The organism is Castellaniella sp. (genome assembly GCF_047971665.1).
Lineage (GTDB): Bacteria > Pseudomonadota > Gammaproteobacteria > Burkholderiales > Burkholderiaceae_B > Castellaniella.
On sequence record NZ_JBKEAA010000027.1, the window covers coordinates 124,050 to 141,312 of the forward strand.

Consider the following 17,263-nt stretch of genomic DNA (forward strand, 5'->3'; position numbering starts at 1 on the left):
AATAAATTAAATTCCCGGATTCCAGGAGACATGAGATGAAGATCGTTTGCATCGGCGGTGGACCCGCGGGTCTGTATCTGGCGCTTCTCATGAAGAAGCTGAATGCGCAGCACGAGGTGGTCGTCGTCGAGCGGAACCGGCCTTACGACACGTTCGGCTGGGGCGTGGTGTTTTCCGACGCCACCATGGACAACATGCGACAGTGGGACCGGGAAACGGCCGACGAGATCCAGGAGGCCTTCAACCACTGGGACGACATCGAGCTGCGTTTCAAGGGGCGCACCATCCGGTCCGGCGGTCACGGTTTTGTGGGGATCGGGCGCAAAAAACTGCTGAATATCCTGCAGGCGCGTTGCGAGCAACTGGGGGTGGAACTGGTCTTCGAGACCGAGGTGAATTCGGATGAGGACTATCCGGATGCGGACCTGATCATTGCCAGTGACGGCATTTTTTCCAAGATCCGGGACAAGTACGCCGACACCTTCAAGCCGGATATCGTCACGCGGCCCAATCGCTATATCTGGCTGGGCACGAACAAGCTCTACGATGCCTTCACGTTCGACTTCCGCAAGACCGAGCACGGCTGGTTCCAGGCGCACATCTACAAGTTCGACGAGAAGACCACCACCTTCATCGTCGAATGCCCCGAGCATGTCTGGCTGGCGCACGGCCTGGACAAGGCCGACCAGCAGCAGTCGATCGCCTTCTGCGAAAAACTGTTCAACGAAGGCAATCTCGAGGGGGCCGCGCTGATGACCAATGCGCGTCACCTGCGTGGCGCGGCGTGGTTGAATTTCCAGCGCGTGGTGTGTGATCAATGGTGGCTCAAGAACAAGCACGGCAGCCATGTCGTGCTGATGGGCGATGCGGTGCATACCGCCCATTTCGCAATCGGTTCGGGCACCAAGCTGGCGATCGAGGATGCCATTGAACTGACGCGCCAGTTCCAGTTGCTGGGCGACGGCGTGGCGCACCTGCCTGAAGTGCTGACCGCCTACCAGGAGGCCCGCCGCATCGAGACCCTGCGGCTGCAGAATGCGGCCTGGAATGCGATGGAATGGTTCGAGGTCTGCGGCGAGCGCTATTGCGACCAGTTCGAACCCGAGCAGTTCATGTATTCCATGCTGACGCGCAGCCAGCGCATCAGTCACGAAAACCTGCGCCTGCGCGACAGGGAATGGCTGGAGGGATACGAGCGCTGGTTCGCCGAGCGGGCGCAGGTGCCCGCCCAGGCCGGCCGTGTCACGCCGCCCATGTTCACGCCCTGGACGGTACGCGGCCTGACCCTGAAGAACCGCATTGTGGTCTCGCCCATGGCCCAGTATTCGGCGGTGGACGGCACGGTGGGGGATTACCATCTGGTGCATCTGGGCGCACGCGCCCAGGGTGGCGCGGGTCTGGTGTTCGCCGAAATGACCTGCGTCAGCCCGGAGGGCCGCATCACCCCCGGCTGCCCGGGACTGTACAAGCCCGAGCATACGGCGGCGTTCAAGCGGATCGCCGACTGGATTCACGACAACACCGATGCCAAATTCGCCATCCAGATCGGTCATGCGGGGGCCAAGGCCTCCACGCGCCTGGCCTGGGAAGGCATCGACCAGCCTTTGCAGGCGGGGAACTGGCCCTTGATTTCCGCATCGCCGCAGCAGTACCTGGAAGGCGTGAGCCAGGTGTCGCGGGCCATGACGCGGGCCGACATGGATGCGGTCCGGGATCAGTTCGTGGCATCCGCGCGCGCCGCCGACGAAGCCGGTGCGGACTGGCTGGAGCTGCACTGCGCGCACGGCTACCTGCTGTCGTCCTTCATCTCGCCGCTGACCAATCAGCGTACTGACGAGTATGGCGGTTCGTTGGCCAATCGGCTGCGTTACCCGCTGGAAATGTTCGAGGCGGTACGCGCGGTCTGGCCGCAGGACAAGCCGATGTCCGTGCGTATTTCCGCGCATGACTGGGTCGAGGGTGGCATCACGTCGGCCGATGCCGTGGAGATTGCCCGTGCCTTCAAGGCTGCCGGTGCGGACATGATCGATGTGTCCTCCGGCCAGGTGAGCAAAAAGGAAAAACCGATCTACGGACGCATGTTCCAGACGCCGTTTGCCGACCGGATCCGTCAGGAGGCGGGCATCGCCACGATCGCGGTGGGCGCGATCAGCGAGGCCGATCACGTCAACAGTATTCTGGCGGCGGGCCGCGCCGACCTGTGCGCGGTGGCGCGCCCGCATCTCGCCAACCCGGCCTGGACGCTGACCGAAGCCGCCAAAATCGGTTATATCGGCACCGCGTGGCCCAAACAGTACCGGGCGGCCAAACAGCAGATGGAAAACAATTTCGCGCGGGAGAAGGCCGCTCAGGCCGCAGCAGCAAAGGTGGGCTGAATGAGTGAAGCAAAAACGGGCGGGCGCCATGCGTTGGTGACCGGCGGCGGCCGCGGGATCGGCGCGGCCATCGCCTCGCGTCTGGTGGCCGATGGTCTGCGGGTGACCGTGCTGGGGCGCAGCCCCGGCCCCGTCGAAGCGTTGGCGGCCCGCGATCCCGGGCGGCTCCATGCCGTGACGGCCGATGTGGCCGACGCGGCGCAGGTCGCCCGCGCGCTGGCCGATGCCCAGGCGCGTTTCGGGCCGGTGAGCGTGCTGGTCAACAATGCCGGCCAGGCGGAAAGCACACCCTTTCTGAAGACGGATGCCGCGTTGTGGCAGCGCATGCTGGCGGTGAATCTGACCGGGGTGATGATCTGCACACAGGCTGTCCTGCCCGGCATGCTGGAAGGCGGCTGGGGGCGGGTCGTCAATGTGGCCAGCACGGCCGGCCTGAAGGGCTACGCCTATGTTTCGGCCTATTGCGCCGCCAAGCATGGCGTGATCGGTCTGACGCGTTCGCTGGCTCTGGAGCTGGCGGCCCGGGGCGTCACCGTGAATGCGGTCTGTCCCGGATACACCGACACTGACATCGTGCGCGACGGCGTGGCCCGCGTGGTGGCGAAAACCGGCCGTGATCCGCAGGACGTGCGCGCCGAATTCGTCAAGACCAATCCGCAGGGCCGTCTGGTGACCCCCGAGGAAGTCGCCGACGCAGTGTCCTGGCTGTGCGGTGAGGGCGCCGGCGCGGCCACCGGGCTGGCGCTCCCCGTCTGTGGCGGCGAAGTCATGTAGGGCCGGACCGCCCGCAATCACGCCATTTTCCTGATGCATGTGAACGGCCCTGGCCCGATGGTGCGCGATGCGTGCAATGACGAGGAGAGTTTCCGATGAGTAATGACGCTGTGGATCCCCGGCTGCTGGCCGGCAATCGCCGCCCCATGGCAGGCTACCGCGCCACGCATTTCCTGTGGGCGGTGGAGCAGGGAGTGGCGACGATCACACTGAACCGCCCCGAGCGCAAGAATCCGCTGACCTTCGACAGCTATGCCGAGCTGCGCGACCTGTTCCATCAGTTGAAATGGGCCGATGACGTAAAGGCCGTCGTGGTCGCGGGCGCCGGAGACAATTTCAGTTCGGGCGGCGATGTGCATGACATCATCGGCCCGCTGGTGAAGCTCAAGGCGCCGGAACTGTTGATGTTCACCCGCATGACGGGAGAACTGGTCAAGACCATGCGCGCCTGCCCGCAGCCCATCGTGGCGGCGGTTGACGGGGTCTGTGCGGGGGCGGGCGCCATCGTCGCCATGGCTTCCGATCTGCGGCTGGGCACGGAGCGCAGCAAGACGGCATTCCTGTTCAACCGTGTCGGGCTGGCTGGTTGCGACATGGGCGCCTGCGCCATCCTGCCGCGCATCGTGGGCCAGGGCCGCGCCAGCGAACTGCTGTATACCGGCCGCAGTCTGGGCGGGGCGGAAGGCGAGCGCTGGGGGTTCTTCAATCGCCTGTGCGAGCCCGCTTCGCTGCTGGCCGAAGCCCAGACGCTGGCCGGGCAGTTGACCCAGGGGCCGAGTTTCGCCAACGGCATCACCAAGACCATGCTGCACCAGGAGTGGGCCATGACCGTCGAACAGGCGATCGAGGCCGAGGCCCAGGCTCAGGCGCTGTGCATGCTGACCCAGGATTTCACGCGCGCCTACGAGGCCTTTGTGGCCCGCCAGCAGCCCGTGTTCAAGGGGAATTGACATGGCCGACCTGACCTATCTGGAATGGCCGTTCTTTGAACCGCATCATCGTGATCTGGCCGTGGCGCTCGATGCCTGGGCCAGCGCGCATGTCGCCGCCGCGCATGGCCCGGATGTGGATGCCGATTGCCGCGCGCTGGTGCGTGCGCTGGGACGGGATGGGTGGCTGCGCCATGCCGTCGCGGGCACGGCGCATGGCGGGATGGGCGAAGTCATCGACACGCGGGCCGTCTGCCTGATCCGCGAGACGCTGGCCCGCCATTCGGGGCTGGCGGATTTTGCCTTTGCGATGCAGGGCCTGGGGTCGGGTGCGATCTCGCTGCACGGCACGCCCGAACAGCGGGAACGCTATCTCGTGCCCGTGTCCGCGGGCGGGGCCATCAGTGCATTCGCCCTGTCCGAGCCGGACGCGGGCTCGGACGTCGCGGCGCTGGCGTGTCGGGCGCGCGCCGACGGGGATCATTACGTGCTCGACGGCGAGAAAACCTGGATTTCCAATGGCGGCATCGCCGATTTCTATGTGGTCTTTGCCCGCACGGGCGAGGCGCCGGGCGCGCGTGGCATCACGGCCTTCATCGTGGACGCGGACACCCCGGGCCTGGAGATCGCTGAGCGCATCGAGGTCATCGCGCCGCATCCTCTGGCGCGGCTGCGGTTCGACGCATGCCGTGTGCCGGCCGCCCGGCGTCTGGGGGCGGCGGGAGAGGGGTTCAAGGTGGCGATGCGCACACTGGATGTGTTCCGCACCTCCGTGGCGGCTGCGGCATTGGGGTTCGCCCGACGCGCGTTCGATGAGGCGCTGATGCGTGCCACCACGCGGCGGATGTTCGGCGGCGTGCTGGCGGATTTCCAGTTGACACAGTCCAGGCTCGCGCAGATGGCCACTGCGATCGACAGCGCCGCGCTGCTGACCTATCGGGCCGCATGGCAGCGCGATCAGGGCGGCAGGGTGACGCGCGAGGCGGCAATGGCGAAGATGACGGCCACCGAGAACGCCCAGCAAGTGATCGACGCCGCCGTGCAGATGTTCGGCGGACTGGGCGTGGTCAGCGGGCAGCCGGTCGAACATCTGTACCGGGATATTCGCGCCTTGCGCATCTACGAAGGCGCGACCGAGGTGCAGCAGCTCATCATCGCGCGCGAGTTGTTGCGCCCGGCGGAGGCCCGAGGATGACCGCCTTCGTTGCCGATGCCATGTCCGACCCCCGCTTCGAGCGGGATTACCGGATCCGTTTTTCGCACTGCGATCCGGCGGGCATCGTGTTCTTTCCACAGTATCTGGTGCTGTTCAACCAGCTGGTCGAGGACTGGTTCACGGACGGCCTGGGGATTTCCTATGCGGACTTGCTGGGACCGCGCCGCATCGGTCTGCCCATCGTTCATCTGGAATGTGATTTTCGCGCCATTGGCCGGATGGGGGAGACCTTGACCTTTGGTCTGGCCGTCGAGCGTGTCGGCGGCAAGTCGTTGACCCTGGCGCTGGATGCCGGCGCCGACGGGATTGAGCGGGTCGCCTCGCGTCAGGTGCTGGTGTTCACGGACCTGGAGACCCATCGCGCCATCGGATTGCCCGAGGATGTGCGTGCCGCCCTGGCGGTGTCGCATCGTCTGCGTTTTGATCGTTGACAAGGAGATTTCTCATGCAAGTCCTTCTCCCCCCAGGCTGGCCTCGGCCCAAAGGATATGCCAATGGGGTGGCCGCGCGCGGCCGCATGGTGTTTGTGGCGGGCATGATCGGCTGGGATGCGCAGGGCGAATTCCAGACCGATGATCTGGTGGGTCAGGTGCGTCAGGCGCTGCAGAACATCGTCGACGTCCTGTGCGAAGGCGGTGCGCGGCCCGAGCATATCGTCCGGATGACCTGGTACATCACCGACAGGGACGAGTACGTGGCGTCCTATCCGGAAATCGGCAAGGCGTTTCGCGAACTCATCGGCAGCTTCAATGCCGCCATGACGGCTGTCGAAGTCGCCGCCCTGGTCGAGCACCGCGCCAAGGTCGAGATCGAAGTCACGGCCGTCGTTCCCGATTGATGCCACGCGGGCGTGGCCGTGTCCGCAAGGGTCTGGCGGCATCGCATGGCATCCGCCCCGCGCCGGATCCTGTCGGGGCGACCCGGGCCTGGCGCCGGGCCCGGCGCGCCGCGAGTTACACTGCATGCCAACCTGTCTCCGACAACCGAACCGCCATGCCCATCCATGAAATCCGCCATCCTTTGATCCGTCACAAATTGGGCCTGATGCGTCGGGCCGATCTCAGCACCAAGAATTTTCGCGAGATGGCGCAGGAAATCGGCTCTCTCCTGACCTATGAGGCCACCAAGGATCTGCCGCTGGAGCCGGTCCGCATCGCCGGCTGGGCGGGCGAGATCGGCGTCGAGAAACTCGCCGGAAAAAAAGTCACCGTGGTGCCCATCCTGCGTGCCGGGATCGGCATGCTGGACGGCGTGCTCACGCTGATTCCAGGAGCCAAGGTCAGCGCGGTGGGCATCGCGCGCAACGAGGAAACCCTGCAGGCGCAGCCCTATCTGGAAAAACTCGTCGGCCAGCTGGACCAGCGCCTGGCACTGATCGTCGATCCCATGCTGGCCACGGGCGGGTCGATGGTGGCCACCATCGATATGCTCAAGCATGCCGGCGCGCGCACCGTGCGCGCCCTGGTGCTGGTGGCTGCGCCCGAGGGCATCGCCGCCGTCGAGCGCGCCCATCCCGACGTTCATATCTATACGGCGTCCATCGATGATCATCTGAACGAGGATGGCTACATCATCCCGGGCCTGGGAGATGCCGGCGACCGGATTTTCGGGACGCGGCAGAAGCCGGATTGAGACAGAAGCCGGACTGATTTTCGTTCTTCTTTTCATCGCAACCTTCATGTTTTGAAACATCGGGGTTTCTCCTGTAAGGTAGGATGAATGCTCATCGTTCCCATTTCACAGGAGATGTTCATGGTCACCCGCAAGCAAATTGCCACGCAATCCGCCCGAGACGCCCTGATCGAAGACCTGAAGTCCAGCCTGGATCAGGCCGAAAAACTCCTGCGCGAGTCCGCTGACGCGACAGGGGAGAAGGCCGCTGATCTGCGCACCCGGGCGCTGAAGGCGCTGGATCAGGGCCGTGAGGTGCTGTCCGACACGCAGGCCAGTCTGATGGAGCAGGGCCGCAAGGTCGTGCATGACACGGACGAGTATGTCCAGGCCAATCCCTGGAAAGCTGTCGGCATCGCCGGCGTGGCCGGCCTGCTGCTCGGTGCGCTGCTGTCCCGCCGCTGACCGCCATGGGACCGATTGGCCGCGCGTTTTCCGATCTGGCCGCCCATCTGGCGGCGCTGGCCGGGACGCGCCTGGAGCTTTTCGGGCTGGAGGCCCGGGATGCCGGCGATCGCCTGCTGTGCCGTCTGGCGGTGCTGCTGGCGGCCGTCGTCTTCCTGGTGCTGGCGCTGCTGGTCGCCACGTTGACCCTGGCGCTGGTTTTCTGGCCGACCGAATACCGTTTTCTGGCTTTGGGTCTGCTGGTGCTGTTGTATGCGGTGCTGGGCGTGGGCCTGGCGGGCTGGTTGATCCATCGTCTGAAACACGATCCCGCGCCGTTCTCCGTGACGGTTGAAGTGTTGCGCGAGGATGCGCAGGCGCTGACCGCCGCCCGCGATCGTCCGGCGGCCGACGAGGACGCCGCGCAGGACCGGCGCGATGCGTGCCCTGCGCCGGACAGCGTCTTTCCCGGAGATATTACATGTCCATGAGCATGTCGTGGCATTTCAGGTACCCACTGAGGCATGCCGGGCGCATGTCGAGTCCTTTGATGAGGACGTCGAGGCCTGCGGCTGTCAGGAGCGCATCGTGAATGCCGTATCTCGGGATCGTCCCGCGCGCGTGACGGCGGCGGATCGCCGTGTGCGCATCGAGCTCCTGCGCATGCGCGCCAGCTATGAACGCCTGGCGGTGCAGCGCAGCGCCTGCCGGCTGGCCGGTGAACTGCAACCCGAGTCCCTGATGGCGCGGGTGCGGGACCGGCTGGGCGCCGCGGGTCTGGGCTGGCTGGGGGGCGGGTTGCAGACCCTGCGCCGCTATCCCATGCTACTGTCGGTTGTGGCCTCGATGGTTTCCACCCGTCGGCGGCGCGGCCTCGCCCTGAAGACTGCCCTGATCGCCAGCCTGGTCTGGCTGGTACGCGGCCGGTCATAGGCCGGTCCCGGTGGACTGACCTGTGACTGGCGCGTCCGGGCGGCTTGCAAGCCGCGAAGTATTTCTTCAATGTCCCTGTGAGGGGCTCACAGCCCCAACTGCCCCCACATCGCGTCCACGCGCTGTTTGACGTCGTCGGTCATCTGGATCGGCCGGCCCCATTCCCGCCGGGTTTCGCCCGGCCATTTATTGGTCGCGTCCAGCCCCATCTTGCCGCCCAGTCCGGAGACGGGCGAGGCGAAATCCAGATAGTCGATCGGCGTATTGTCCACCAGCAGCGTGTCGCGCACCGGGTCCATGCGTGTGGTCATGGCCCAGATGACCTCGGGCCATTGCCGGGGGTCGATATCCTCGTCCACCACCACGATGAACTTGGTGTACATGAACTGTCGCAGTACGCTCCACAGGCCGAACAGAATCCGCTTGGCGTGTCCCGGGTACTGCTTGCGGATCGACACCACGGCCAGCCGGTAGCTGCAGCCTTCGGGCGGTAGATGAAAATCGACGATTTCCGGGAACTGGCGCTTGAGCAGCGGCACGAAGACCTCGTTCAGGGCCACGCCCAGGACGGCGGGCTCGTCGGGCGGCTTGCCCGTGTAGGTGCTGTGATAGATGGGGTTGCGCCGATGCGTGATGCGTTCCACCGTAAAGACCGGGAACCAGTCCTGCTCGTTGTAATAGCCCGTATGGTCGCCGTAGGGGCCTTCCAGGGCCATTTCGTAGCCGGTGTCCGGCGGCGGAGCGACCTCCTCGGGAACCACGGGACGCAGCGCTCGCGGGTCGGATGCCGGCAGGATGTGGCCTTCGAGAATGATTTCAGCGTGCGCCGGCACAGACAGGCCGCTGCCCAGCGCGGGCGCCAGCTCCGTGCGCGAGCCGCGCAGCAGCCCCGCGAACTGGTATTCCGAAAGACTGTCGGGGATGGGTGTGACGGCCGCCAGCGTGGTGGCGGGATCGGCGCCCAGCGCCACCGCGATCGGAAAGGGCTTGCCGGGGTGAGCCAGGGCATGATCGCGGAAATCCAGCGCGCCGCCGCGATGGGACAGCCAGCGCATGATCAGTTTGTTGCGGCCGATCAGCTGCTGACGATAGATGCCCAGATTCTGGCGGCGTGCGCGCGGGCCGCGCGTGATGGCCAGTCCCCAGGTCAGCAGCGGGGCCACGTCGCCCGGCCAGCAGCTTTGCAGGGGCAGCGTATTCAGATCCACATCCCCGGCCTCGATCACGATTTCCTGGCAGGGCGGGGTGCGCAGTTGCCGGGGGTTCATGTCCCACAGGGCCGATTTCAGCATGGAGACTTTCGACAACGCGTCACGCATGCCCTGGGGGGGCGAAGGCTCGCGCAGCGATGCCAGCAGCTCGCCGGTTTCTCGCAGAGCGGAGACGTCTTCAGCACCCATGCCCCAGGCCACACGCTGGGCGGTGCCGAACAGATTGGTCAGTACCGGTGTGGCGCAGGCCTGACCGGCATGTTGCGGCTGTTCGAACAGGAGTGCCGGGCCCGAGGCCCGCAGGACCCGGTCGCTGATTTCGGTCATTTCCAGGGCGGTGGAAACGGGATGCGCAATGCGCTTGAGCTGGCCCTGGCGTTCCAGTTGGGCGATGAAGTCCCGGAGGTCGCGATATTTCACGGAATAGGGGGGGTCAGGTTACAGTGATGTCGTGCCCAAGATTACCATTCCCCCGTCCGGACGGTTTCCGGAGGTTCCCATGCGGTCCCTTTCTGAGCAGCTGCAGCACAGCGCGCGTGCCGTTTTGCGGCCCGTGAGCGAGTTCATTCATGTCAGCGCCATCTACCTGGGCCTGGCTGTGCTCACCACGCTGGGCCTGAGCCTGGTGCTGCCGTCGATGCGCGAGCAGTCGCAGCAATTGCACGGTGTCGTCCTGGCGATGTTCCAGGCCGACGGCGGCGGTTATGCGGCCGACGATATGGGCGACCTGCCGGACTGGGCGCCGACGCAACTGGCGCAGGCGTCGGACAATGGCGCCTCTTCGCCCATCGCTCCGGACGATGATGACGGCGCCGATGCGCCGGACGCGCCTCGAGCGGGTCAGGCGGGTCAGGCGGGACAAACCGGGCAGACAGGGCAAGCGGCACAGGCGGGGGCATCGGATCAACCGGGACGCACCGCAGAAGGCGGGGTCAAGACCGCGCGTTCAGCCTTTGTCGGCGCCTTGGCCGCCAGCCTGCGCGGCCAGCCGATCCAGGGCGTGACCCGGGATCAGGAACACGCGCTGCGCAGCTATCTGGCGCGCAAATATCGTATCGCCGGCAGCGTGGCAGGGGCGTTGATCCGGACGGCCTTCGACGTCGCTCGCGAAAAGAAACTGGATCCGCAGCTGTTGCTGGCCGTGATCGCCATCGAGTCGCGCTACAACCCCTTCGTCGAGAGTTCCGTGGGGGCCCAGGGATTGATGCAGGTCATGACCCGGGTGCATCGGGACAAGCTGCAGCCCAGCGGCGGGCCGGTGTCGGCCTTCGATCCGGTGGTCAATATCCGGGTCGGAACCCAGATCCTGGCGGACTGCATCCGTCGGCGGGGAGGCATTCAGGGGGGGCTGGCCTGCTATGTCGGGGCCACCGGACCCAGCGATGGTGGTTATGGCGCCCGGGTGCTGGCCGAGCGCCGCCGCATTGCGCTGGCATCAGGGATTCCGCCCAAGGACTGAGCCCCTATGCCGGGTTCGGGGTCCCGACCGGCCGGGCGGGCCTCCCGGCGCTGCACCCTAGCGATGTGCCAGGAATGCCGCCATCCGGTCGACGGCCTCATGCAGGCGGCCCAGATCGGTCGCATACGAAAAACGCACCGTATGGCGCGCGTGCGCCTGACCGAAATCCAGGCCCGGGACGGCGGCCACCCCGGCTTCGCGCAGCAGGCGATGGCAGAATGTCGTGCTGTCCATGCCCAGTGCCTGGATGTCGGAAAAAATATAGAAGGCCCCGTCGGGCGCGGCCGGCACGCTCAGGCCCAGGCGTTTGAAGGCGGGCAGCAGAAAGTCGCGCCGTTCCTTGAACGACAGGCGGCGGCGCTCGTAGACCTGCATGACCTCGGGCTCGAAGCAACTGAGCGCGGCGTGCTGCGCCAGCGCCGGGGCGCAGATCGCCAGGCTGGAGGCCAGGCGCTCGAGGGCGGGCATCATGGTCTCGGGGGCCATCAGCCAGCCCAGGCGCCAGCCCGTCATGTGGAAGTATTTCGAGAAACTGTTGATGATCAGCAGGTCGTCGTCCAGCGTCAGGCCGCTGCGCGGTGGTTCGTCGTAGTACAGGCCCAGGTAGATTTCGTCCAGGATGATGAAGCCGCCGCGCGTCCGCACGGCGGCGATCAGCGCGCGCAGGGCCTCGCGCGGCATGGAGGTGCCGGTGGGGTTGCTGGGCGAGGCGATCAGTACGCCGCGCGTGGCCGGTCCCCAGTGCGCTTCGATGTCCTGCGGGCGCAGCTGATAGCGGTGTTCCGCTGTGGTGGGCACCAGGCGCGTGATGCCGCCGGCTGCCGTGATGAAATTGCGGTTGGCCGGGTAGGACGGATCGGGCATCAGGATCTCGTCGCCCGGATTGATCAGGGCCATGGCGGCCAGCAGCAGAGCGCCCGAGGCGCCCGAGGTGACCAGAACGCGGGCCGGATCGACGGACGCGCCGAAGGCCGTGCCGTAATAGTGGGCGATGGCCTCGCGCAGGGCCGGAATGCCGGCTGGCGCCGTATAGCCGCTCAAGCCGGCGTCGGCCGCCTGGTTCAGGGTTTCCAGCACGCGCGAGGGAGCGGTGAAGTCGGGTTCGCCGATGCCCAGACTGATGATGTCGCGTCCCTGGGCAGTGAGGGTCTGCGCCTGTTTCAGGACTTCCACGGCGTAAAATGGCGCCGTGCGTTCGGTTCTGTCGGCCAGTCTGACCATCGTGCAACCTTCTTGCCTTGCGGTTTGGAATGAAAGCCCGATTGTAGGCCGTAGGCCCTGTTCACACGAATCACCTCAATTCCCGGAGCCCCGCCATGCAGTCTCCTTCGCGCCGCGCATTTCTGGTCGGTCGTCGCCCGGAACGATCTCCCTGGGAAACCTTCCTGATGCGCCTGCGCCGTGCCGCGCAGGGCGCCGTACATGAATTCTCCACTGAGGCGGGCAGCGCCCGACTGGTGCCGGGGCATATGCAGGACGTCTATCACGCCCGGTCGCTGTGCGCGGAATACGGGGTCACGCTGGCACTGGACGGCATGCCTTCGTCGGAACGGCTGGATGAGAGTCCCGTGCTGTGGGTCGAGCCCGGGGTCGCCATGTCGCGTTGCGAACGCCTGGGGCCGGACGACTCACGCTGGTTCGTCCAGCCCGGCTGCATGATCGGTACGCTGGAACAGGCCGGGTTGCCGCAATTTCGCGACCAGCCGCCGCACCTGACGGTGGCTGCCTGGCTGGCCGATCGCCAGGGCTGCGACTGGGATTGCGGCGATACGGCCGCCAGCGGACTGGTGCATGCGCTGGTGCTGTTGGCCGACGGCACGCAGGCCAACCTGGGCGCCTTCGGGGTGGACAACCACAAGCCGCTGGATAATGCGCGTGTTCAGGGCATGATTCCCCGGCTGTTCGAACTCGCCTCGGCGCCCGCCGCCGACCGATTGCGGGCCGATGACCTGTGGAACGGGCGCTACCGGCTCGATGCCTTGCGCCCGGCGTCCGGCGCTACCATCAATCTGGCGCACTTGCTGCTGGGCCATGGCGGAGCACTTGGCTGGGTCGAATGGCTGGTGTTCGACGAGCGTGACGGCCGTCCGGCCGAGCGCGATTATGAGCGGCGCTACGGGACCCGCCCGGGCATCGATGCGGCCGATGAGGAAACCGACCTTGCCGTGCGCGCACTGTTCGATCCCGACGGCGTTTTCCCGGAACGGGGCCAGCGATTCTGACTTTTTCCATATGACCCGCATGCCGCCCGCGCCATACCGCGGGCCGGCGCAAGCGGCTAGAATGGCCGGCAGCACACTCATTTATTTCCATCACGAATCAGGAAGGCGGCTCCACCATGGACGAATCCTTGCGCGCAGCGGCGCTCGAATATCACGAGCACGGCCGGCCCGGGAAAATCTCGGTCACTCCCACCAAACAGCTCTCCAATCAGCGGGATCTCGCCCTGGCCTATTCCCCCGGCGTCGCCGCCGCATGTGAAGAAATCGTCGCCGACAGCCACAACGCCTTCCGCTATACGGGACGCGGCAATCTGGTCGGCGTCATCACCAACGGCACGGCCGTGCTGGGACTGGGCAATATCGGCCCCCTGGCGTCCAAGCCCGTGATGGAAGGCAAGGCCGTGCTGTTCAAGAAATTTTCCGGCCTGGATGTGTTCGACATCGAGATCAACGAGCAGGATCCTGACAAGCTGGTGGACATCATCGCCGGTCTGGAGCCGACGTTCGGCGGCATCAATCTCGAGGATATCAAGGCGCCGGAATGCTTCATCGTCGAGCAGAAGCTGCGCGAGCGCATGAACATCCCCGTCTTTCACGATGACCAGCACGGCACCGCCATTTGCGTGACCGCGGCTTTCCTCAATGGCCTGGAGGTCGTGGGCAAGGACGTCTCCAAGGTCAAGGTCGTAGTGTCCGGCGCCGGGGCGGCCGCCCTGGGCTGCCTGGAACTGATGATGGACATGGGGCTGCCGCTCGAGCACATCTGGGTTTCCGACATCGAGGGCGTCGTCTACCAGGGCCGCACCGTCCTGATGGACGAAAAGAAAGCCCAGTTTGCGCAGAAAACCGACGCGCGCACCCTGGACGACATCATCGGCGATGCCGATGTGTTCCTGGGGCTGTCGGCCGGCGGGGTGCTCAAACCCCACATGATCGAGAAAATGGCCGAACGTCCGCTGGTGCTGGCGCTGGCCAACCCCAACCCGGAAATCCTGCCGGCCGATGCGCTGGCGGCGCGGCCCGATGCCGTGATCGCCACCGGGCGGTCCGATTTTCCCAATCAGGTCAACAACGTCCTGTGCTTTCCATATATCTTCCGCGGTGCGCTGGACGTCGGCGCGACCACGATCACGCGCGGCATGGAAAAAGCCGCCGTCATGGCGATCTGCAAGCTGGCTCGTGAAGAACAGAACGACATCGTGGCGGCGGCCTATGGCCTGTATGACGTGTCCTTCGGATCCAATTATTTCATTCCCAAGCCCTTCGATCCGCGTCTGATCGTGCGGATCTCTCCCGCCGTGGCCAGGGCGGCCATGGAGGACGGCGTGGCCACCCGGCCCCTGACGGACCTGGAAGGCTACGCGGGACAGCTCGAACAGTTCGTCTACCACTCCGGGGCCTTCATGAAGCCGCTGTTCTCGGCGGCGCGCACCATGGTGCGCGAAGGCGGCAAGGGGCGCATCGTCTTTGCCGAGGGCGAGGACGAACGCGTGCTGCGCGCCGTGCAGATCGTGGTCGACGAGCGCCTGGCCAGGCCCATCCTCATCGGCCGCCCTGCCGTGCTGGCCAGCCGCATCGAAAAATACAGCCTGCGCATCCGCCTGGGGGTCGATGTCGAGGTCATCAACCCCGATCACGACGAGCGCTTCCACCAGTACTGGACCACGTACTGGGAACTGATGTGCCGCCGGGGCATCACCAAGGAAATGGCGCGGGTCGAAATGCGCCGCCGCCTGACCCTGATCGGCGCCATGATGGTCCGCCTGGGCGATGCCGACGGCATGATATGCGGCACGGTCGGGTCCTATGGCAACCATCTGCGCTTCGTCGACGAGGTCCTGGGACTGCAGCCTGGCGCCCGCACCTATGCGGCCATGAATATCCTGCTCCTCGAAGAGCGCACCGTGGCGCTGGCCGACACGCACGTCAACGACAACCCCGACGCGGCCCAGATCGCCGAGATCGCCCTGATGGCGGCCGAGGAAATGCGCCGCCTCAACATCGAGCCCAAGGTCGCCCTGCTATCGCGCTCCAACTTCGGCACCGGCAGCTCGTCCTCGGGCGAAAAAATGCGCCAGGCCCTGGCGCTGGTGCGCGAGCGCAACCCCGAACTGGAGATCGACGGTGAGATGCATGGTGATTGCGCCCTGGATCCGGCGTTGCGCGAACGCATCCTGTCGTCGACCACGCTGCATGGCGAGGCCAATCTGCTGATCTGCCCCAGTGTGGATGCAGGCAACATCGCCTACAACCTGCTCAAGACGGCGGCGGGCGGCAATGTCGCGGTCGGACCGTTCTTGCTGGGCGCCAATGCGCCGGTGCATATCCTGACTTCCAGTTCGACCGTGCGCCGGATCGTCAACATGACCGCGATGACCGTGGTCGATGCCAACAAGCCACGCCACGGCTAGGGAAGTGCCGAATCCGCATTCCGCCATCGAAGCACCGCCCAGGGTCGGCCTGGTCCTGACCGGAGGCGGCGCCCGCGCCGCCTACCAGGCCGGCGTCCTGTCGGGCGTACTCCAGATCCTGGACCCGGACCGCCGGCCGGATTTCCGCAATCCCTTCGATATCGTGTGCGGCACCTCGGCGGGCGCCATCAACGCAGCGGCGCTGGCCTGCCGCGCCCACCAGCCGCATCGCGCGGTCGATCGTCTGTGCGACCTGTGGCAAGCATTGCATACCCGGGACATCTATTACTCGGACGCGGTCCAGTTGATGCGTACCGGTCTGCAATGGCTGGGCATGCTGACCCTGGGATGGATCCGGCCGCAATTGTCCCGCTACGCCCCTCATTCCCTGCTCGACAACACGCCCCTGGCCGGGTTGCTGGGCCGCTCGATCAGCTTTCCCCGCCTGCGCACCAACCTCGAGCGCGGCCACCTCAGCGCCCTGGCCATCACCGCCACGGCCTACACCACGGGCGAACACCTGACCTTCTACCAGGCGCAGCAGTCCATCCAGCCCTGGTCGCGCACGCTGCGCCGGGCCGTCTCGTGCGCCATCGGGGTGGATCATCTGATGGCTTCCAGCGCCATTCCCTTTGTCTTTCCCGCGCGCGCCATCCAGATGGACGGACGCACCCTCTGGTGCGGAGACGGGTCGATGCGCCAGCTGGCGCCGATCAGTCCGGCCATCCATCTGGGTGCCGAACGGGTGTTCGTCATCGGGACCAATTACCGGGACGAGATCAGTCCCGATGCCCACGAACCGGATCCTCCCTATCCCAATCTGGCGCAGGTCGCCGGGCACACGCTGTCGAACATTTTTCTCGATGGTGTTTCCCTGGACATGGAGCGCCTGGAGCGGATCAATGAGCTGCTTGCACGAATCCCCGCAAATCGATTAAAAAGCGATTCATTGCGGCCTATTCATACTTTGATGATCGAGCCCAGCAGGTCTCTCGACGAACTGGCGCTGGAGTATCTGGATGAGTTGCCGGGTGCCGTGCGCACCCTGTTTCGCGTACTGGGCGTCTCGCCGCGAAGCATCGATTCAGGGGGTGGCGCGCTGGCGTCCTATTTGTTGTTCGAATCCGGCTACACCCGCAGCCTGATCGAGCTGGGCAGGGCGGACAGCCTGAGTCAGGCTGAGAACGTCATCGCTTTTTTCAAGGAGTGGTCCGCATGAGTCCGGCCCAGATAAAAAAAATGTTAGCGCGGGGCGTGGTGGATGCCCAGGCGGTCAGCGAACAGGAGGCCCTGTCTGCTGCGACCGAGGCCGGACTGGCTGCCTTCGTTGTCGATTGCGATCGGGCGCGCAACCGCTCCGCCGTCTTGCGGGCCGTGGTCAAGGCGATCGACTATCCGGAATACTTCGGCGGCAATCTGGACGCGCTGTACGATGGCCTGTGCGATACTCTGGTGGACCAGAAAGAGGGCCTGTTCCTGTGGTTCCGGCATCTGCATTCCGGCGATCCGGCCCTGACCGATGATGCCCAGGCCATTCAGACCGTTTGCGATGATGTCGTGGAATTCGGGCAGAACAACGAGCGCCATTTCGTCTACGCCATTCAGCATGCCGGCGCGCACCCCGCACCCGAGCCGGGCGTCGATCCCACGCCGTATTCCGGCCGCGAGGAATCCTGAT

17 protein-coding genes are annotated in these 17,263 nt (G+C 65.6%); 15 read left to right on the forward strand and 2 right to left on the reverse strand.

Annotated features, from left to right (window positions below):
- The first annotated feature begins 35 nt into the window (after positions 1 to 35).
- The 10 genes from ACK5JE_RS11145 to ACK5JE_RS11190 all read left to right on the forward strand — a co-directional run bounded on the left by ACK5JE_RS11145 (position 36) and on the right by ACK5JE_RS11190 (position 8,282).
- The gene (locus ACK5JE_RS11145) at positions 36 to 2,375 is read left to right on the forward strand and encodes a bifunctional salicylyl-CoA 5-hydroxylase/oxidoreductase (protein WP_416801777.1); all 2,340 of its coding nucleotides are present in this window, start codon (positions 36 to 38) and stop codon (positions 2,373 to 2,375) included.
- Positions 2,376 to 3,149: an SDR family NAD(P)-dependent oxidoreductase gene (locus ACK5JE_RS11150; protein ID WP_416801778.1), complete on the forward strand. Its 774-nt coding sequence runs from the start codon at positions 2,376 to 2,378 to the stop codon at positions 3,147 to 3,149.
- Between the two features lie 95 nt (positions 3,150 to 3,244).
- Complete coding sequence (locus ACK5JE_RS11155; protein WP_416801779.1) at positions 3,245 to 4,099, forward strand: enoyl-CoA hydratase family protein; 855 nt, start codon at positions 3,245 to 3,247, stop codon at positions 4,097 to 4,099.
- A 1-nt stretch (position 4,100) separates the two neighbouring features.
- Positions 4,101 to 5,273: an acyl-CoA dehydrogenase family protein gene (locus ACK5JE_RS11160; RefSeq protein ID WP_416801780.1), complete on the forward strand. Its 1,173-nt coding sequence runs from the start codon at positions 4,101 to 4,103 to the stop codon at positions 5,271 to 5,273.
- Between the two features lie 20 nt (positions 5,274 to 5,293).
- Positions 5,294 to 5,725 (forward strand): acyl-CoA thioesterase, encoded by a 432-nt coding sequence (locus ACK5JE_RS11165; RefSeq protein ID WP_416801820.1) that lies wholly within the window; start codon positions 5,294 to 5,296, stop codon positions 5,723 to 5,725.
- 14 nt (positions 5,726 to 5,739) lie between these two features.
- Entirely contained in the window at positions 5,740 to 6,132 is a 393-nt protein-coding gene (locus ACK5JE_RS11170) for a RidA family protein (protein WP_416801781.1), read from the forward strand.
- 155 nt (positions 6,133 to 6,287) lie between these two features.
- Entirely contained in the window at positions 6,288 to 6,926 is a 639-nt protein-coding gene (gene upp, locus ACK5JE_RS11175; RefSeq protein ID WP_416801782.1) for a uracil phosphoribosyltransferase, read from the forward strand.
- 120 nt (positions 6,927 to 7,046) lie between these two features.
- Positions 7,047 to 7,370 (forward strand): DUF883 family protein, encoded by a 324-nt coding sequence (locus tag ACK5JE_RS11180; protein ID WP_416801783.1) that lies wholly within the window; start codon positions 7,047 to 7,049, stop codon positions 7,368 to 7,370.
- A gap of 5 nt (positions 7,371 to 7,375) precedes the next feature.
- Positions 7,376 to 7,840, forward strand: coding sequence for a phage holin family protein (locus ACK5JE_RS11185; RefSeq protein ID WP_416801784.1), 465 nt, complete (start codon positions 7,376 to 7,378; stop codon positions 7,838 to 7,840).
- A gap of 7 nt (positions 7,841 to 7,847) precedes the next feature.
- Complete coding sequence (locus tag ACK5JE_RS11190; RefSeq protein ID WP_416801785.1) at positions 7,848 to 8,282, forward strand: hypothetical protein; 435 nt, start codon at positions 7,848 to 7,850, stop codon at positions 8,280 to 8,282.
- Between the two features lie 86 nt (positions 8,283 to 8,368).
- Here the strand turns inward: ACK5JE_RS11190 and ACK5JE_RS11195 are convergent, their stop codons facing one another.
- Positions 8,369 to 9,913 carry a UbiD family decarboxylase gene (locus ACK5JE_RS11195; RefSeq protein ID WP_416801786.1) on the reverse strand — a complete coding sequence of 515 codons (1,545 nt, stop codon included), beginning with the start codon at positions 9,911 to 9,913 and terminating at the stop codon, positions 8,369 to 8,371.
- Positions 9,914 to 9,992: 79 nt separating this feature from the next.
- On the opposite strand from ACK5JE_RS11195, the gene ACK5JE_RS11200 reads away from it, so the two are divergent.
- Positions 9,993 to 10,952 (forward strand): transglycosylase SLT domain-containing protein, encoded by a 960-nt coding sequence (locus ACK5JE_RS11200; RefSeq protein ID WP_416801787.1) that lies wholly within the window; start codon positions 9,993 to 9,995, stop codon positions 10,950 to 10,952.
- 57 nt (positions 10,953 to 11,009) lie between these two features.
- On the opposite strand, the gene ACK5JE_RS11205 is transcribed toward ACK5JE_RS11200, so the two are convergent.
- A complete protein-coding gene (locus tag ACK5JE_RS11205; RefSeq protein WP_416801788.1) occupies positions 11,010 to 12,173 on the reverse strand; it encodes a pyridoxal phosphate-dependent aminotransferase in 1,164 nt (387 codons plus the stop codon).
- A 95-nt stretch (positions 12,174 to 12,268) separates the two neighbouring features.
- Here ACK5JE_RS11205 and ACK5JE_RS11210 point away from each other — a divergent pair, with 95 nt between their 5' ends.
- The 4 genes from ACK5JE_RS11210 (at position 12,269) to ACK5JE_RS11225 (ending at position 17,262) form a co-directional block, all read left to right on the forward strand.
- The gene (locus tag ACK5JE_RS11210) at positions 12,269 to 13,174 is read left to right on the forward strand and encodes a hypothetical protein (protein WP_416801789.1); all 906 of its coding nucleotides are present in this window, start codon (positions 12,269 to 12,271) and stop codon (positions 13,172 to 13,174) included.
- A gap of 116 nt (positions 13,175 to 13,290) precedes the next feature.
- A complete protein-coding gene (locus tag ACK5JE_RS11215; protein ID WP_416801790.1) occupies positions 13,291 to 15,585 on the forward strand; it encodes an NADP-dependent malic enzyme in 2,295 nt (764 codons plus the stop codon).
- On the forward strand, positions 15,560 to 16,804 hold the full coding sequence (locus tag ACK5JE_RS11220; RefSeq protein WP_416801791.1) for a patatin-like phospholipase family protein: 1,245 nt from the start codon (positions 15,560 to 15,562) through the stop codon (positions 16,802 to 16,804). The genes ACK5JE_RS11215 and ACK5JE_RS11220 overlap by 26 nt, the downstream gene beginning before the upstream one ends.
- Positions 16,792 to 17,262, forward strand: a complete 471-nt coding sequence (locus ACK5JE_RS11225) for a barstar family protein (protein ID WP_416801792.1) — start codon at positions 16,792 to 16,794, stop codon at positions 17,260 to 17,262. Before ACK5JE_RS11220 ends, ACK5JE_RS11225 begins: the two co-directional genes overlap by 13 nt.
- Position 17,263 lies beyond the last annotated feature (1 nt).

Bases quoted from the DNA above. Each gene is read 5' to 3' on its own strand.
- ACK5JE_RS11150 (WP_416801778.1), top strand. From the start codon at position 2,376: ATGAGTGAAGCAAAAACGGGCGGGCGCCATGCGTTGGTGACCGGCGGC.
- ACK5JE_RS11200 (WP_416801787.1), top strand. From the start codon at position 9,993: ATGCGGTCCCTTTCTGAGCAGCTGCAGCACAGCGCGCGTGCCGTTTTG.
- ACK5JE_RS11220 (WP_416801791.1), top strand. From the start codon at position 15,560: ATGCCAACAAGCCACGCCACGGCTAGGGAAGTGCCGAATCCGCATTCC.
- ACK5JE_RS11165 (WP_416801820.1), top strand. From the start codon at position 5,294: ATGTCCGACCCCCGCTTCGAGCGGGATTACCGGATCCGTTTTTCGCAC.
- ACK5JE_RS11210 (WP_416801789.1), top strand. From the start codon at position 12,269: ATGCAGTCTCCTTCGCGCCGCGCATTTCTGGTCGGTCGTCGCCCGGAA.
- ACK5JE_RS11155 (WP_416801779.1), top strand. From the start codon at position 3,245: ATGAGTAATGACGCTGTGGATCCCCGGCTGCTGGCCGGCAATCGCCGC.
- ACK5JE_RS11180 (WP_416801783.1), top strand. From the start codon at position 7,047: ATGGTCACCCGCAAGCAAATTGCCACGCAATCCGCCCGAGACGCCCTG.
- upp (WP_416801782.1), top strand. From the start codon at position 6,288: ATGCCCATCCATGAAATCCGCCATCCTTTGATCCGTCACAAATTGGGC.
- ACK5JE_RS11215 (WP_416801790.1), top strand. From the start codon at position 13,291: ATGGACGAATCCTTGCGCGCAGCGGCGCTCGAATATCACGAGCACGGC.
- ACK5JE_RS11205 (WP_416801788.1), bottom strand. From the start codon at position 12,173: ATGGTCAGACTGGCCGACAGAACCGAACGCACGGCGCCATTTTACGCC.
- ACK5JE_RS11145 (WP_416801777.1), top strand. From the start codon at position 36: ATGAAGATCGTTTGCATCGGCGGTGGACCCGCGGGTCTGTATCTGGCG.
- ACK5JE_RS11185 (WP_416801784.1), top strand. From the start codon at position 7,376: ATGGGACCGATTGGCCGCGCGTTTTCCGATCTGGCCGCCCATCTGGCG.
- ACK5JE_RS11170 (WP_416801781.1), top strand. From the start codon at position 5,740: ATGCAAGTCCTTCTCCCCCCAGGCTGGCCTCGGCCCAAAGGATATGCC.
- ACK5JE_RS11160 (WP_416801780.1), top strand. From the start codon at position 4,101: ATGGCCGACCTGACCTATCTGGAATGGCCGTTCTTTGAACCGCATCAT.